The 15,116-nt window shown below is 69.9% G+C and carries 15 protein-coding genes; 9 read left to right on the forward strand and 6 right to left on the reverse strand.

Features of this window, described 5'->3' with window-relative positions:
- Positions 1-30: 30 nt before the first annotated feature.
- Together IE118_RS25165 and IE118_RS25170 are read left to right on the forward strand one after the other, a co-directional pair.
- Entirely contained in the window at positions 31-825 is a 795-nt protein-coding gene (locus IE118_RS25165; protein WP_189560310.1) for an FMN-binding protein, read from the forward strand.
- A 55-nt stretch (positions 826-880) separates the two neighbouring features.
- Complete coding sequence (locus IE118_RS25170; protein ID WP_189560375.1) at positions 881-1,618, forward strand: FAD:protein FMN transferase; 738 nt, start codon at positions 881-883, stop codon at positions 1,616-1,618.
- 245 nt (positions 1,619-1,863) lie between these two features.
- On the opposite strand, the gene IE118_RS25175 is transcribed toward IE118_RS25170, so the two are convergent.
- Genes IE118_RS25175 through argC form a run of 5 tightly spaced genes read right to left on the reverse strand, consistent with a single transcriptional unit; the run spans position 1,864 to position 6,691 of the window.
- Positions 1,864-2,403, reverse strand: coding sequence for an arginine repressor (locus IE118_RS25175; RefSeq protein ID WP_030867522.1), 540 nt, complete (start codon positions 2,401-2,403; stop codon positions 1,864-1,866).
- 7 nt (positions 2,404-2,410) lie between these two features.
- Positions 2,411-3,619 (reverse strand): acetylornithine transaminase, encoded by a 1,209-nt coding sequence (locus tag IE118_RS25180; protein WP_189560311.1) that lies wholly within the window; start codon positions 3,617-3,619, stop codon positions 2,411-2,413.
- Complete coding sequence (gene argB / locus IE118_RS25185) at positions 3,616-4,518, reverse strand: acetylglutamate kinase (protein WP_189560312.1); 903 nt, start codon at positions 4,516-4,518, stop codon at positions 3,616-3,618. Before argB ends, IE118_RS25180 begins: the two co-directional genes overlap by 4 nt.
- Positions 4,515-5,666 (reverse strand): bifunctional glutamate N-acetyltransferase/amino-acid acetyltransferase ArgJ, encoded by a 1,152-nt coding sequence (gene argJ, locus IE118_RS25190; RefSeq protein ID WP_189560313.1) that lies wholly within the window; start codon positions 5,664-5,666, stop codon positions 4,515-4,517. The genes argB and argJ overlap by 4 nt, the downstream gene beginning before the upstream one ends.
- Positions 5,663-6,691, reverse strand: a complete 1,029-nt coding sequence (gene argC / locus IE118_RS25195; protein WP_189560314.1) for an N-acetyl-gamma-glutamyl-phosphate reductase — start codon at positions 6,689-6,691, stop codon at positions 5,663-5,665. The genes argJ and argC overlap by 4 nt, the downstream gene beginning before the upstream one ends.
- 442 nt (positions 6,692-7,133) lie before the next feature.
- On the opposite strand from argC, the gene IE118_RS25200 reads away from it, so the two are divergent.
- From IE118_RS25200 to IE118_RS25225, 7 genes are all read left to right on the forward strand, one after another.
- Positions 7,134-7,286 carry a hypothetical protein gene (locus IE118_RS25200; RefSeq protein WP_189560315.1) on the forward strand — a complete coding sequence of 51 codons (153 nt, stop codon included), beginning with the start codon at positions 7,134-7,136 and terminating at the stop codon, positions 7,284-7,286.
- 1,200 nt (positions 7,287-8,486) lie between these two features.
- On the forward strand, positions 8,487-8,771 hold the full coding sequence (locus IE118_RS25205) for a helix-turn-helix transcriptional regulator (protein WP_189560316.1): 285 nt from the start codon (positions 8,487-8,489) through the stop codon (positions 8,769-8,771).
- A 138-nt stretch (positions 8,772-8,909) separates the two neighbouring features.
- Entirely contained in the window at positions 8,910-9,797 is an 888-nt protein-coding gene (locus IE118_RS34140) for a DUF6083 domain-containing protein (protein ID WP_229846929.1), read from the forward strand.
- The gene (locus IE118_RS25210; RefSeq protein ID WP_189560317.1) at positions 9,794-10,321 is read left to right on the forward strand and encodes a hypothetical protein; all 528 of its coding nucleotides are present in this window, start codon (positions 9,794-9,796) and stop codon (positions 10,319-10,321) included. Before IE118_RS34140 ends, IE118_RS25210 begins: the two co-directional genes overlap by 4 nt.
- A 23-nt stretch (positions 10,322-10,344) precedes the next feature.
- Positions 10,345-11,808 carry a UvrD-helicase domain-containing protein gene (locus tag IE118_RS25215; RefSeq protein WP_189560318.1) on the forward strand — a complete coding sequence of 488 codons (1,464 nt, stop codon included), beginning with the start codon at positions 10,345-10,347 and terminating at the stop codon, positions 11,806-11,808.
- 236 nt (positions 11,809-12,044) lie between these two features.
- Positions 12,045-12,413 (forward strand): BlaI/MecI/CopY family transcriptional regulator, encoded by a 369-nt coding sequence (locus IE118_RS25220; RefSeq protein WP_189560319.1) that lies wholly within the window; start codon positions 12,045-12,047, stop codon positions 12,411-12,413.
- Positions 12,410-13,321, forward strand: coding sequence for a M56 family metallopeptidase (locus IE118_RS25225; protein WP_189560320.1), 912 nt, complete (start codon positions 12,410-12,412; stop codon positions 13,319-13,321). The genes IE118_RS25220 and IE118_RS25225 overlap by 4 nt, the downstream gene beginning before the upstream one ends.
- A 190-nt stretch (positions 13,322-13,511) precedes the next feature.
- On the opposite strand, the gene IE118_RS25230 is transcribed toward IE118_RS25225, so the two are convergent.
- Entirely contained in the window at positions 13,512-15,116 is a 1,605-nt protein-coding gene (locus IE118_RS25230) for a multicopper oxidase family protein (protein WP_189560321.1), read from the reverse strand.

Here is a 15,116-nt window from a genome sequence, read left to right on the forward strand (position 1 = left end):
CATCCACACCCATCAGGAGCTTGAGAAGCGATGAGGAAGAGTCACCCCGTCCGGCGCGCCGTGCTCGCGACCGCCGCCACCGTGTCCGGGATCGTGCTGCTGCTGTCGCTCAAGCCGGCGTCCGATCCGGGCGCGGCCCAGGCGGCGGGCGGCGCGGCCCCGCCCGCGGCGGCCCAGTCCCCGCAGGGCGGTTCGCAGCCCATCGGCGACGGCACGGTCACCGGCGAGGCGGTGAGCACCCAGTACGGCGCGGTGCAGGTGCGTCTGACGGTGAACGGCGGGAAGATCACCAAGGCGGAGGCGGTGCAGGCGCCCAAGGGCGGCCAGAGCGACCAGGTCACCTCCAGCTCCGTGCCGAGGCTCAACCGGGCGGCCGTGACGGCGCAGGGCGCCGAGATCGACACGGTCTCGGGAGCCACGTACACCAGCACCGGGTACAAGAAGTCGCTGCAGTCGGCGCTGGACAAGGCGCGGGCGGCCGGGGGCTCGGGCGGCGGCGGTGCCGGGGGCGGCGGCGGTGCGGACGCGGGCGGTGACGCCGCCGAGGACCGGGCGCGGACCGTCACCGGGGACGCGGCGCAGACGCAGTACGGGCCGGTGCAGGTCCGGATCACCGTCACCGGCGGGAAGATCACCGAGGCCGAGGCGGTGCAGACGCCCAAGGGCGGCCAGAGCGACCAGGTGAACTCCAACGCCGTGCCGAAGCTGAACCAGGCCGCGGTGGCGGCCGGCAGCGCTGAGATCGACGCGGTGTCGGGGGCCACGTACACCAGCGCCGGGTACAAGCAGTCCCTCCAGTCGGCGCTGGACAAGGCCGGTGGCTGACACGGTGGCCGAACCGGCCGAGGCTCCCGCCGCGGTGCGTCATGCGGAGGAGACGATGGGGACCGTGTTCTCCCTCGACGTCCGCGGCGGGGAACCGGACGCGGTGCGCGCGGCGGTGCGGGATGCCGTCGCGGGGCTGCACCGCGTCGACGAGGTGTTCAGCACGTACCGCGACGACAGCCAGATCTCCCGGCTGGCACGCGGGGAGCTGAGCGTCGCGGACTGCGATCCGGAGGTCGCCGAGGTGCTGGAGCTGGCGGCGGAGGCGGAGCGGGTGAGCGGGGGCTGGTTCAGCGCGCGCTACCGGGGACGGCCGGACCCCACCGGGATCGTCAAGGGGTGGGCCACCGAGCGGGCCGCCCGGCGGCTGGCCGCTGCGGGGGCGTCGGGGGTGAGCGTCAACGGGGGCGGGGACGTGCAGCTGCTGGGTGCGCCGGGGGCGGGGCGGCCCTGGCGGGTCGGGGTGTCGGATCCGCTGCGGCCGGGCGGGCTCGCCGCCGTGGTCTCCGCGGCCGGTGCGGACGAGGTGGCCGTGGCGACGTCCGGTACCGCCGAGCGGGGGGACCACATCGTCGACCCGCGCACCGGACGGCCGGCGGTGACCGACCTGGTGGCGGTGACGGTGGTGGCGCCGCGGCTGACGTGGGCGGACTGCTGGGCGACCGCGGCGTTCGCGATGGGATCGCGGGAGGGCCTGCGGTGGCTGGAATCATTGCCGGGGGTCGAGGGGCTGCTAATCACCGCGGGTGACGAGGTCCGGTGCACCGGAGGACTGGCGGGATGGCTGGGCTGAGCGGCACCTCGGGCGGGAGGGGGTCGGGGTCCGGTCGCGCCGTTCCCCGCGCCTCCGGGGGGGGGGACGGCGGCACCGGCGGTCCCGTGGTTCGGCCCCGCTCACCCTCGGCGAGCGGGCCGCGTGCGGCGACCGGCGGATGTCGGGGGCCGGTCGCGCGGTTCCCCGCGCCCGGGGACAACGGCGGCACCGCGGGCTGAGCGGTTTCCCTCAGTCACCGCCCCCGGCCCCTCACCGGGGAGCGGTCAGTGGCCGTTCTGTGCCAGGCGCAGCAGGTGGTCGGCCAGGGCCTGCCCTCCCGTCGGCTCCCTGCTGATCAGCAGCAACGTGTCGTCGCCGGCGATCGTGCCGAGGATGTCGTGCAGTTCCGCCTGGTCGATCGCCGAGGCCAGGAACTGAGCCGCCCCCGGCGGGGTGCGCAGGACCACGAGGTTCGCGGACGCCTCCGCGGAGATCAGCAGCTCCTGCGAGAGCCGCCGCATCCGCTCCTCCTTGGCGGAGCCGCCCAGCGGCGCCCGGGGCGTGCGGAACCCGCCCTCGCTCGGCACCGCGTAGATCAGGTCCCCGTCGGTGTTGCGGATCTTCACCGCGTTCAGCTCGTCCAGGTCGCGGGAGAGCGTCGCCTGGGTGACGCTCAGCCCGTCGTCGGCGAGCAGCTTCGCGAGCTGGCTCTGCGACCTCACCGGCTGCCGGTTGAGGATGTCCACGATCCGGCGGTGACGTGCGGTGCGCGTCTGCGGCACGGCGGGGCCGGCCTGCTGGCCCTGGTCCTGCTCCTGGCTCATCGTCGTCTCATTCTCCGGATCGTCCTTCCCCACCCGCCGCCGTACCGGCCTGGTCCAGGATGCCGGGCAGTGCCCCGAGGAAGGCGTCCACCGCGTCGTCCCCGAGGGTCAGCGGCGGCATGAGCCGAACGACATCGGGGGCCGGCGCGTTCACGAGGAACCCGGCGTCCTGAGCCGCCTGTTGCACCTGGGGTGCGAGCGGCTCGGTGAGCACGATACCCAGCAGGAGGCCCGCACCCCGGACGTGGTCGACCAGGGCGTGGCCGGACGCCTCGATTCCGCCGCGCAGTCTCTCGCCCTGCCGCTTGGCGTTCTCCAGCAGCCCCTCGTTCTCCACGGTGTCGAGAACGGCGAGTCCGGCGGCGCAGGCGACGGGGTTGCCGCCGAAGGTCGTCCCGTGCTGGCCGGGCCGCAGCAGCTCGGCCGCGCGCCCGAAGGCGACGGTGGCGCCGAGCGGCAGTCCGCCGCCGAGCCCCTTCGCCAGCGTGACGACGTCCGGCAGGACACCGTCGTGCGCCTGGTACTCGAACCAGTTTCCTGTCCGGCCGATCCCGGTCTGCACCTCGTCCAGGACGAGGAGCGCTCCCGTGGCCGCGGTGATCGCGCGGGCCGCCTTCAGGTAGCCGGGCGGGGGCACCACGACCCCGTTCTCGCCCTGTACCGGCTCGATGATCACCAGTGCGGTGTCGTCGGTGACGGCGGCGGCCAGCGCCTGCGCGTCGCCGTACGGGACGTGGGTGACGTCGCCGGGCAGCGGCAGGAACGGCTCCCGCTTCCCGGGCTGGCCGGTGAGCGCGAGAGCGCCCATCGTGCGGCCGTGGAAGCCGCCGTCGGTGGCGACCATGTGGGTCCGCCCGGTCAGCCGGCCGATCTTGAACGCGGCCTCGTTGGCCTCGGCGCCCGAGTTGCAGAAGTAGACCCTGCCCTCGCGGCCGAAGAGCCGGACGAGCCGCTCGGCGAGCGCGACGGGGGGTTCGGCGACGAACAGGTTGGAGACGTGGCCGAGGGAGGCGATCTGCCGGCTCACGGCCTCGACGACCGCCGGGTGGGCGTGGCCGAGCGCGTTGACCGCGATGCCGCCCACGAAGTCGGCGTACTCCTTGCCGTCGGCGTCCCACACCCGGGCGCCCTCGCCGCGTACCAGCGGCAGGCGCGGGGTGCCGTAGTTGTCCATCAGCGCGCCCTGCCACCGCGCGGTGAGTTCCGCGTTGCTCACGACTCCCCCTGTTCGTCGGGCACGACCATCGTGCCGATGCCCTCGTCCGTGAAGATCTCCAGCAGGATCGAGTGCTGGACCCGGCCGTCGATGACGCGGGCGGTGGTGACTCCGTTGCGCACGGCGTGCAGGCAGCCCTCCATCTTCGGCACCATCCCCGAGGACAGCTCCGGCAGGAGTTTCTCGAGCTGGGACGCGGTGAGACGGCTGATCACCTCGTCGCTGTGCGGCCAGTCCTCGTAGAGTCCCTCGACGTCCGTGAGGACCATGAGGGTTTCGGCGCCCAGTGCAGCAGCGAGTGCCGCAGCCGCCGTATCAGCATTGACGTTGTAGACATGGTGATCGTCCTGGGAGCGGGCGACGGAGGAGACGACCGGGATGCGGCCGTCGGCGAGCAGTGCCTCGATCGCGCCCGTGTCGATCTCGGTGATCTCGCCCACCCGCCCGATGTCGATCAGCTCTCCGTCGATCCGGGGCTGGTGCTTGGTGGCGGTGAGGGTGTGCGCGTCCTCGCCGGTGAGGCCGACGGCGAGCGGTCCGTGCCGGTTGAGCAGCCCGACGAGCTCCCGCTGCACCTGTCCGGCGAGCACCATGCGCACGACGTCCATGGCGTCCTCGGTGGTGACGCGCAGGCCGGCCTTGAACTCGCTGACGATGCCGTGCGTTTCGAGGGCGCGGCTGATCTGCGGGCCGCCGCCGTGCACGACGACCGGTTTGAGGCCGGCGTGCCGCAGGAAGACCACGTCCTGGGCGAAGGCGGCCTTCAGGTCCTCGTCGACCATGGCGTTGCCGCCGAACTTGATGACGACGGTCCTGCCGTGGTGCCGGGTCAGCCAGGGCAGCGCCTCGATGAGGATCTGCGCCTTGGGCAGCGCGGTGTGCTTCCTCGTCGTGCTCATGAGCTGTACGCGCTGTTCTCGTGGACGTAGTCGGCGGTGAGGTCGTTCGTCCAGATGGTGGCGGTGGCGTCACCGGCGGCGAGGTCGGCGACGATGTGGACCTCGCGGTAGCGCATGTCGACCCGGTCGCGGTCCTCGCCGACGCCGCCGTTCTTGCAGACCCAGACGCCGTTGATGGCGACGTTCAGCTCGTCGGGCTCGAAGACGGCCTTCGTGGTGCCGATCGCGGAGAGCACGCGGCCCCAGTTGGGGTCCTCGCCGTGGAGGGCGCACTTGAGGAGGTTGTTGCGGGCGATGGAGCGGCCCACCTCGACGGCGTCGTCCTCGCTCGCGGCGCCCACCACCTCCACCTTGATGTCCTTGCTGGCGCCCTCCGCGTCGCGGATGAGCTGCCGGCCGAGGTCGTCGCAGACGGCCCGTACGGCCTCGGCGAACTCCTCGTGGGCGGGTGCGATGCCGGAGGCGCCGGAGGCGAGCAGCAGCACCGTGTCGTTGGTGGACATGCAGCCGTCGGAGTCGACGCGGTCGAAGGTGACCCGGGTGGCGTCCCGCAGGGCCCGGTCGAGCACGTCGGAGCCGAGGTCGGCGTCGGTGGTGAGGACGACCAGCATGGTGGCGAGGCCGGGGGCGAGCATGCCGGCGCCCTTGGCCATGCCGCCGACCGTCCATCCGTCCTTGGTCACGACGGACGTCTTGTGGACGCTGTCGGTGGTCTTGATGGCGATCGCGGCCTTCTCACCGCCGTGCTCGGACAGCTGGGCGGCGGCGGTCTCCACGCCCGGGAGCAGCTTGTCCATGGGCAGCAGGACGCCGATGAGTCCGGTGGAGCAGACGGCGATCGCGCCCGCGCCGGTGCCGAGCACCTCGGCCGCCTTCTCGGCGGTGGCGTGGGTGTCCTGGAAGCCCTTCGGTCCGGTGCAGGCGTTGGCGCCACCGGAGTTGAGGACGACGGCGGAGAGCTGACCGCTCTTGAGCACCTGCTCGGACCAGAGCACGGGTGCGGCCTTGACGCGGTTGGAGGTGAAGACGCCGGCGGCGGCGCGGCGGGGGCCGTTGTTGACCACGAGGGCCAGGTCGGGGTTGCCGTTCTCCTTGATCCCGGCGGCGATGCCCGCCGCCGTGAATCCCTGTGCTGCCGTCACACTCACGGCGCAACTCCGATCGTCGTCAGTCCCGTGGTCTCGTCGAGACCCAGGGCGATGTTCATGCTCTGGACGGCACCGCCCGCGGTGCCCTTGGTCAGGTTGTCGATGGCGCTGATCGCGATGATGCGCCCCGCCGCCTCGTCGTACGCGACCTGGATCTGCACGGCGTTGGACCCGTGGACGGACGCCGTGGCGGGCCACTGGCCCTCGGGGAGCAGGCGGACGAAGGGCTCGTCGGCGAACGCCTTCTGGTAGGCGGCCCGGACGGACTCCGCGGTGACCCCGGGCACGGCCCTGGCGGTGCACGTGGCGAGGATGCCGCGGGACATGGGCGCGAGGGTCGGTGTGAAGGAGACGGAGACCCGCTCCCCCGCCGCCGCGCTGAGGTTCTGGATCATCTCGGGGGTGTGCCGGTGGGTGCCGCCGACGCCGTAGGGCGACATCGATCCCATGACCTCGCTGCCCAGCAGGTGCGGCTTGGCCGCCTTGCCCGCGCCGGAGGTGCCGGAGGCGGCGACGATCACCGCCTCGGCCTCGGCGAGCCCCGCCGTGTAGGCGGGTACCAGGGCCAGCGAGACGGCGGTGGGGTAGCAACCGGGCACCGCGATGCGCTTGGACCCCTCCAGCGCGGCGCGGCCACCCGGCAGTTCGGGAAGGCCGTAGGGCCAGGTGCCGGCGTGCGGGGAGCCGTAGAACCGTTCCCAGTCGCCGGCGTCGGTGAGCCGGTGGTCGGCGCCCATGTCGACGACGAGCACATCCGGCCCGAGCTGCTGGGCGACGGCGGCGGACTGCCCGTGCGGCAGGGCGAGGAAGACGACGTCGTGTCCGGCGAGCACGTCGGCCGTGGTCGCCTCGAGCACCCGCTCGGCGAGCGGCGCCAGGTGCGGCTGGAGGCTCCCGAGCCGCTGCCCGGCGTTGGAGTTCCCGGTCAGCGCGCCGATCTCCACCCCGGGGTGCGCCAGCAGCAGGCGCAGAAGCTCCCCACCCGCATATCCGCTGGCCCCGGCCACTGCCACCCGTACGCTCACGACAACCTCCTCCTCGATGGCATGACTATACGTATAGCCGCACGTTTATGCAACGCCGCAAGGAAGGCGAGTCGCGACCGGTGTGACCAACAATTTTAGTTGGCGGATCATGGTTCGAGCCGTGCAGGTCAGCAGGCCGTGGAGCATTCTTGTTGGCGGATCTTGAGAGGGATAGTTGGCGGATCATGAGCGAGGATGCTGACTGTGAGTGAGCGCCGGGGCGTCGAGGCCGATGATCCGCCCGGCGCCTGAGGAGGGCCGCCGCCGCAGGTGAGAGTGGTCTGACCAGCGCGTTTCATATATGCATCGCCCATGAGTTCGGCCATCTGCTTCTGCACCCCGGACGCGAAGTAGTGCTGGACCGGCCCGTGCGGGTCAATCTTCGGGACAAGACCTCAGCGCGGCGAGTGACCGCGAGGAGATCGAAGCAGATGCTTTTGCTGTGCCGGCTGACCTTGTCCGGCCGGAGCTTCAGCGACTCCCCGGGGTTGTCCGCCAGGACCCGGATCGCAGCGCCGCCGCGCTGGCTGCACTCTTTGAGGTCAGCGATGCGGCGATGGGCGTCCGCCTGATCAATCTCGGCCTGGTGAGTTGATCATGCAGCCGGGTGCCTACTCATCCCGGACCGATTCCGCGAGCGTCCAGCACAGATCCTCCGGCATCGGGCCGGTGTGCCAGGACCTCAGAGCATGCTTCGTCGTGAGGTGGTCGAGGGTGAGGGCGAGCCCAGACGGGGATACCCCGCACTCTCGCGCCAGCAGTTCCGAATCGGCGGTTCCGTTGTCCTCTCCGGGAGTTGAATGGGCTTCGAGGCACAGGGTGACGAGCAGGGGGAGAGGGCCCAAACGGGCCCGGGAGCAGCAGGCGGCGCGCAGGGCCCAGTCGGCTGCGCGGAGCCGGTCCGGGCGGGCGGGGTGTTGCGTGAGCAGGGCCGTGTCGAGTAGCTGAACCTCGAGTGCACGGCCTCTGTGCGGAAGGGGGAGCAGCCACCCGGCTCGCAATAGTTCGTCCCAGCCGTGTGCAGCGGCGCCGAGACGAAGGCTGCGCAGCACGCCGTGGGAGACCCTGGTTCGGGCCTTGTCGTTCATGCGTAGCGCGAACTGCAGAGCCATCAATCGGGCCTCGGCCCCTGTCCCGGTCGGCAGAGTGACGGCAAGGTAGTTGAGCATTTCCCGCACCCGTGTTCGGCTGTCGGGTCCCCTTGGACGGCGCCTGGGGCGCGGATTTGCTTGCTGTCGAGGTGAGTCCGCAGCGGCCAGAATTGTGTCGGGAACGACAGCGGCTTGGGAGGTGGCAGCCGCGCATGCGGCACATGCGTCCGTAAGGCGCCATAGGCGCCCTCCGCGCTCGCGGATCAGAAGGAGCCGGATCGGGCCCTGACATCCGCGGTGACGGGGATGCCAGCCGCATCCCCGCTCGTGGCATTGACAGGTCCGCAGGTGTGAAGGCAGCAAATTTCGACGTGCGTGCCAGCCCAGGTGGGCAAGGACCTCTGTCCGAGCCGCAGAGCCGATGAGCCGCCGCTCACCGTGGGGGCACTGCTGACAAACGAGGACTGGCCCGCCGGGCTGCGGGCGCAGTTCCACCGCCCAGGTGCGCGTGACTCCCGAACCTGTAAAGCAGAGCCTCATGGCGCGTGCCTTCCTCCCGCCTTCGCTCGCGCCGGCCTATGCGGGGCCGGAATCGGGCGCACACGCTAGTGCAGATGTCTGCCCTTCGGTTGTCACCCTTGTGGCCCGAATTAGGGCAGAGGTCTGCACTGACAGGGCAGGTGTCTGCACCGTCGGATGGTCGGGTGACGATCTTCCTGCCCGACCCCGACTTCGAGGCCTTGCGCCTGGAACTCGCTCGGCTGCGGGCGGCGCGTGGGTGGACCTATGACGAGCTGGCCGCCCGGAGCGGACTGGCCAGGCGGACTCTGATCGAGATTGAGCAGGGGCGCACCATCGGCACTCTTAAGACGTGGCACGCCCTCGCTCACGCACTGAGCACTCCACTCGACCAGCTCTTCGGCACCTTGTGCGGCGACCATGAGTCTCCCGGGCAGGGTGGGGATTCCCGGTCTACTCAGGCGACCTGAGGCAACAACCCAAACCGGCGACGCCGCGCGAAAACGTGAGCGAGCAATCGAACGCATGTGTAGCGATTGCGGCCGTCTGAGGGACGAGTTCCGCCCGGCCGCGGGCACTGCGGCGTGTTGCCTGGCACCTTCACGGGCATGCGCTCCTCACCTCGACCCCAACGCCACTGGGACGGCAGCCCCGTCGTCGCCTGTCGTCCGCGATCGCTGCGTGTGGCTCCTGAGAGCCCCAGTCGGCTCCTACGTTGCGCTCAGCGCAGTCACTGCCGTGAATGCGGCAACTCAGTCGAGCGGTATTCCCGCAGTGACGACCGTTCTATTCGTTTGCACCCCGGGGAACTACCGGCAGTAGGTGTGCCCGTCGACCTCCGCTGGCACATCAGCTCGGGCATCGCTCACCCTGCCGGTGACGGCACCCCATGGTGTCGTCTGGCCCACGCCGTCATCTGTCCCGCACGCGAAGCCGTGGCCCTGCCGTCGACCTCCGGGCTGGCTGGCCTACGAAGGGAATTGGCTCTTCGCACACGCCGCCTGATCGACGTCGGTGCCTTCACACCTTCGGTGACACCGCACGGTGCCGCACCGTCGCAAGATGCCTGCCGGCCTGCGCGGCCCATCGTGCAACTTCTCTACGTTCGCTACATCGCCGCCCATCCCGTGGACAAGATCCAGTGTGTCGCCCAGACGCGCCACCGCGACCGCTGCACTCAGACGTTGCTCACCCCAGACAGCCTGGCCGGCATCTGGAGGCTGGTTCCCGCAACAGCCGTAAAAGGCCAACTCGCCCTCCCAGCACAGGTCATGGCGTTGTACGACTTGGCCGCCCTGCCTTACGGGGAACAGTTGCGCTGGCGCATGCAGCGCTGTTCCGTCCACGCTGCAGCTCCCTCCGCCGCAGACCTGGCAATGGCCGAGTGGGAGCCTTTCGACCCTCTCGTCCACCACGCCCACATCCAGTGTCGCCTGCCAACCCGCGGCCGCCGACAGCCTCCGGGAGGCCCGGCTCACCACGGAGCCCGACCATGACCCATCACGTGGTGGAAATCCTGCTGACCAGGCCGGTCACGCACCACGAACTCCGCCGGGCCTGCCGCACCCTGCCTCTCGGGGCGAACAAAGACCGCACCCGGCTGATGGCCGTCCACCCAGCCAAAACTCCAGGCCGCGCACTGAAGTCGGTGCGCCGACGACTTCAACACGTGCTGCCTCTCGATGTCCTGACCACCCACTACCCCAGCCCTACTGGTCAGGTCGTCCTCAACGTCGAGTTCGGCCCGGCCACACGAGCGCTGATCGGCCAAGCCGCGGCCGCCACCGGACAGCGGCCTGCCGAGTACCTCAGCCACAGCGTGACGAAAGCCCTGCGCCGGAGAGAAGAGGATCGCTTACGAGCACTGGCAGCGCAGCTCGAGGACCTGCTCGCTCACCACCGTCCGGAAGAGGTACTGGCCTGCACAGCCCGCATCCTGTGCCACCGCGACCCTTCCGTCAGCCCAGAGCCTTGTCCCGGTCGCGGCGATCGTCCGAGCGGCTCGCTTCCCACCGCTTAGCCCTCCCTTCCTCGGAGCCCTTGTTGCACACGCCCACAGACGAACAGGCACGCGCCGTCGAGGTCTTCCGCGACGGCCGCCACCTCGTGCTGCAAGCCGGCGCTGGCACCGGCAAAACCAGCACACTGCGCCTGCTCGCTGCGAGCACCAAACGCCGCGGCCGCTACCTCGCCTTCAACAAGGACATCGCACACGACGCCTCGACCCGTTTCCCCAGGTCCGTCGTGTGCAAGACGGCCCATGCCACCGCCTACGCCGCCTTCGGCCACCGTTACGTCCGCCGCCTCAACAGCCCACGTCAACCAGCATGGAGGATCGGGCAAGCCCTCGGGATCACCGCTCCGGTCCGCATCGGCGGCCACGAAATCAGCCACAGAGCCCTGTCACACAGCGTGCTGCGCACGGTGACCCGCTTCTGCCAATCAGCTGATCGATCTCTGGCGCCCCACCACGTTCCGACGCTGCGCGGCCTCGGAACCCACGTTGAGCACGCCCAACTCATCGAGGCCGTCATGCCTTTCGCCAAAAAGGCATGGGGTGATCTGCAGGATGCCGAGCAGGGAGTGGTCCGCTTCGACCACGACCACTACTTGAAGATGTGGGCCCTGACAGAACCGAAGATCGACGCAGACTTCCTCTTCCTTGACGAGGCGCAGGACACCAATCCGGTCCTGGAGCAGGTCTTCAGTGCTCAGCGTGCACACGCTCAGCTGGTCATGGTGGGCGACTCCGCCCAGGCCATCTACGGCTGGAGGGGAGCCCGAGACGTGATGACAGGCTTCGACGCCACCCACCTGACCCTGACCCGCTCGTTTCGCTTCGGCCCGCTCCTTGCCGAACAGGCAAACCGGTGGCTCGCGTTCACCGACGCGACTATCCGGCTGACGGGCACAGATTCGATCTCCACGGAAGTCGGCCTGGTCAGCTCTCCGGACGCTGTGCTGTGTCGTACCAACATCGGGGCTATGAAGGAGGCCATGAGGCTGCTCTCGAGCGGCCACCGCGTCGCACTGGCCAGGGGCGGGAAAACGCTGGTTGCACTGGCTTCTGCCGCCCGAGACCTCAAGGACGGTAGGCGCACCTCGCACCACGAACTCGTGCTGTTCGCCTCGTGGGGCGAGGTACAGGATTACGCCGAGCATGATCCAGCAGGTCGTGACCTGCAGCCGTTCGTGGAACTCGTCGACACCTACGGCCCGCAGGCCATTATCGCTGCGGTCGATGCGCTGTCCGATGAAGGGCAGGCCGATGTCACGGTCTCGACCGCTCACAAGGCCAAAGGTCGGGAATGGCTCAAGGTCAAGATCGCCGATGACTTTCCGCCGCCCCCAGACACCGACCGCCTTGACGACCGGGGCTGCCCGATCCCGGAACCTGTGAATGCAACTGACGCGCGCCTCGCGTATGTAGCCGTAACGCGCGCCCGCCACCATCTGGACCTTGGAGGACTGGCGTGGATCGAGAACCACCCAACCCGCAGGGGCTAAACGCCATCCTTCCGGTGGGTGTCGCGCAGAAGGCGTCACCGCCCATGCCCCACGTTCCTCCTGCCCGCGGGCGGTGGCGATCGAGAGGGTGGTGATCGGCGGCTGGCTCTGATCACGGACCATGATTCAGGTCAGCACACGGAGCTCTGCAGGGCTCTGCAACGTCGTGGGTTCCGGACAGCGGAAGGCGCGTTCTACTATGTCGCTGCGTATGTGCAGCGGAAGGGGAACGAGCCATGCGGCGGCTGGGGGATCTCGAGGCGGAGATCATGGACCGTCTCTGGCGGTGGCAGCGGCCGGCGACAGTCCGTGAGGTCGTCGACGACATCAACGAGGAGCGGCCGCTCGCTTACACGACGGTGATGACCGTCGCGAACATCCTCTACAACAAGGGCTGGCTGCTGCGCAGCAAGCAGGGCCGGGCCTGGGTGTACACGCCGGTCCGCAGCCGGGAGGAGTACGCGGCAGCGCTCATGGAGGAGGCCCTCGGCGCGAGTGCGGACCGTCCGGTGGCTCTCGCCCACTTCGTCCAGCAGATGGATCCCGACGAGATCGGTGCCCTGCGCAAGGCCTTGCGCGCAGTGGGGCGGCAGGCCGAGTCGTGAACGCGGCGCCCGCGCTGCTCGGCTACGTGGCAGGAGTCGGTTTCCTGGCACCGCGGCTGTTGCTGCGCAGTGCCTGGCCCCATCGCGCGCCGACGCTGGCTCTGGCTGTCTGGCACGGGCTGACGGTGTCGTTCACCATCGCCATCGCGCTCGCCGTCCATCATCTCGCGATGCCCACCGAGCACCTGCACGCCAATGTGATCGGCGCGCTGCATTACTGCGGTCTGGCCACCGCGACCACAGTCCCCGACCCCGCGGTCGTGAACCGCCTGGTGATCGCTCTGCCGATCTCGGTGTTACTTCTCGTATTCGCGTGCTTTGTTTTCGAAGCATTTCGTGGCCGCCGCGCCCGTTCCCGCCACCGGAAAATCCTGGACATGGTGGGGCGCCGCTCGCCGCAGCTGTGCGCCACCGTCCTCGATCACGACGTGCCGGCCGCCTACTGCTTGCCCGGATACAAACCGCGGGTCGTCGTCAGCGCGGGTGCCGTGCGGCTGCTGTCCCCGGGGGAGCTCGAGGCCGTACTCGAACACGAGCGCTCCCACATCACGGGCCGTCACCACCTGGCACTGGCCGCCACCCAGGCGTTCGCCCGTATTTTCCGCCGCCTCCCACTCGCCCATCACGCCAAGGAGCAGACCTCCGTGCTCCTGGAGATGATCGCCGACGACCGTGCCCTGCGCCGCCAGTCCCGCGAGGAGCTGGCCACGGCCCTGTACGCGATGGCGGCGGCCAAAGCCGCCCCAGCAGGCGCATTCGCGGTGAACGGCCCGAGCGCGGTGGCCCGCATGCGGCGGGTGCTCATCCCGCAGCGACGACCGCACGTCGCGCTCCGTGGAACGGTGGCCGCCACAGCAGCGGTGGTACCGGTGCTTCCGCTGATGTTCGCCTGTGTGCCCATCGGATAAATCCAGCCAAAAAGGCCACGGCAAGGCCATCCACGCCCCGCGCACCGGCAAGAACATTGAGATCACCAACCTCGACTCCATGCCTTACTTCGCGGCCACGCGGCCCTGAACGACGCATCGGCACGCGCGGCGCCGGGGCCGGCCGGACGAGGCCGACCCCGGGCCGAGCACAGCGGTGGCAATCAGATGGTCAGCTCTGGTACGCGACCAGCGCCATCATGCCGACCTCTCCGTGATACGCGTTGTGGCAGTGCAGCATCCACTGACCGGGATTGTCGGCGTCGAAGATGACGGACAGTTTCTTCTTGGGCAGGACGATGGCGGTGTCCTTGCGCGGACCGCTGTTGCCGAGCTGGTAGGTGTGCCCGTGCAGGTGCATCGGGTGCCACATCTCCGTGGTGTTGACGAAGTCCAGCCGGACCCGCTGTCCATCCTCGATCGTGAGCGGAGCGGCGGCCGGGTCGTCCATGGCGAAGGCCTTGCCGTTGATAGCCCAGTTGTACTTGCCCATGCCGCCGGTCAGCTCGACACGGTGTACGCGGTCCACCTTCCTGGACGGCAGGCGGACGTCGTCGGCCGCGCGTAGCTGGGACGCGGTCAGGATCCTGCCGTTGAGCTCCTTGGGACGGACGGTCTTCGGCGGCGCGCCGCCGGCTCCCGTCCGGACCAGGGCCAGGCCGGTGGCGTTCTTGCCCTCGGCCAGCGCGACGAGCGGGAAGACACCGTCGCCGAGGGTGACCAGAACGTCGTACCGCTCCCCCATACCGATCAGCAGGGAATCGACCTGCTTGTGCTCGACGGGGAATCCGTCGGTGTGGGTGATGGTCAGCTTGTGGCCTCCGAGCGCCAGCCGGTACGCCGTGTCGCCGCCCGCGTTGATGACGCGCAGCCGGACCCGTCGGCCGGGCTTGCCCTGGTAGACGTCCGGGTCGGCGGGGACCCGGCCGTTGACCAGGTGGTACGGATACTTCACATCGCCGGCGTCGCCGCCGAGCAGTTCGCTCTCGGCGCCCATCAGCATGAACTTCGTCGACATGCCGCCGGCAGTCGGGGAGGGGGACGAGGAGCCTGTCTCCATGCCCTCCATGCCGCCCATACCGTGGCCCTCGTGTCCGCTGGACCCGGAGCGGGAGTGATCGCCCATGTCCATGCCGCCCATGCCCTGCCGCAGTTCGGCGAGTACATCCTCGGGGGTGCCGGTGACTCCGTCGACCCAGTCGTCCAGGACGACGACCCATTCGTCGTCGTACGCCAGCGGTTCCTTCGGGTCCTCGACGACCAGGGGCGCGTACAGACCCCGGTCGAGCTGGACGCCGACGTGGGGGTGGAAGAAGTACGTACCGGGGGCGTCGGCGATGAAGCGGTAGGTGAAGTTGGCACCCGCGCGTACGGCCTGCTGGGTCACCGGGGGCACGCCGTCCATGTCGTTGCGCATGGCGATGCCGTGCCAGTGGATGGATGTCGCGGTCTTGTCCGGCAGCTGGTTGGAGAGTTCGGCGGCCAGGGTGTCGCCGGCGGCCAGGCGGATGCCCTTGCCCGGGGCCTGGCCGTTGAAGGCCCAGCTCCTGGCCATGACCCCGCCGCCGAGGTCGAGCATGGCGGGCGCGGCCGTCAGGGTCACCTGTTGCGTCCTGCCGGTGCCCTTCCGCTTCTTCTCGGTCGCGGCGACCGCCGAGCCGGAGGGGTTGACCAGGGTGGGGGTTGCGTTGGAGCCGCCGCTGCAGGCGGCGAGCGCGCCAGCGCCCGCAACGCCGAGCCCGGCGAGCAGTACGGAGCGGCGGTTGGTGCTGTTCAT

The sequence above is a fragment of the Streptomyces pilosus genome (assembly GCF_014649835.1).
GTDB classification, from domain to species: domain Bacteria; phylum Actinomycetota; class Actinomycetes; order Streptomycetales; family Streptomycetaceae; genus Streptomyces; species Streptomyces pilosus.

What these genes read in the sequence shown, in the direction of transcription:
- IE118_RS25165 (WP_189560310.1), top strand. Translation starts at nt 31, where the DNA reads ATGAGGAAGAGTCACCCCGTCCGGCGCGCCGTGCTCGCGACCGCCGCC.
- IE118_RS25170 (WP_189560375.1), top strand. Translation starts at nt 881, where the DNA reads ATGGGGACCGTGTTCTCCCTCGACGTCCGCGGCGGGGAACCGGACGCG.
- IE118_RS25175 (WP_030867522.1), bottom strand. Translation starts at nt 2,403, where the DNA reads ATGAGCCAGGAGCAGGACCAGGGCCAGCAGGCCGGCCCCGCCGTGCCG.
- argB (WP_189560312.1), bottom strand. Translation starts at nt 4,518, where the DNA reads ATGAGCACGACGAGGAAGCACACCGCGCTGCCCAAGGCGCAGATCCTC.
- IE118_RS34140 (WP_229846929.1), top strand. Translation starts at nt 8,910, where the DNA reads ATGCGCTCCTCACCTCGACCCCAACGCCACTGGGACGGCAGCCCCGTC.
- IE118_RS25210 (WP_189560317.1), top strand. Translation starts at nt 9,794, where the DNA reads ATGACCCATCACGTGGTGGAAATCCTGCTGACCAGGCCGGTCACGCAC.
- IE118_RS25220 (WP_189560319.1), top strand. Translation starts at nt 12,045, where the DNA reads ATGCGGCGGCTGGGGGATCTCGAGGCGGAGATCATGGACCGTCTCTGG.
- IE118_RS25230 (WP_189560321.1), bottom strand. Translation starts at nt 15,116, where the DNA reads ATGAACAGCACCAACCGCCGCTCCGTACTGCTCGCCGGGCTCGGCGTT.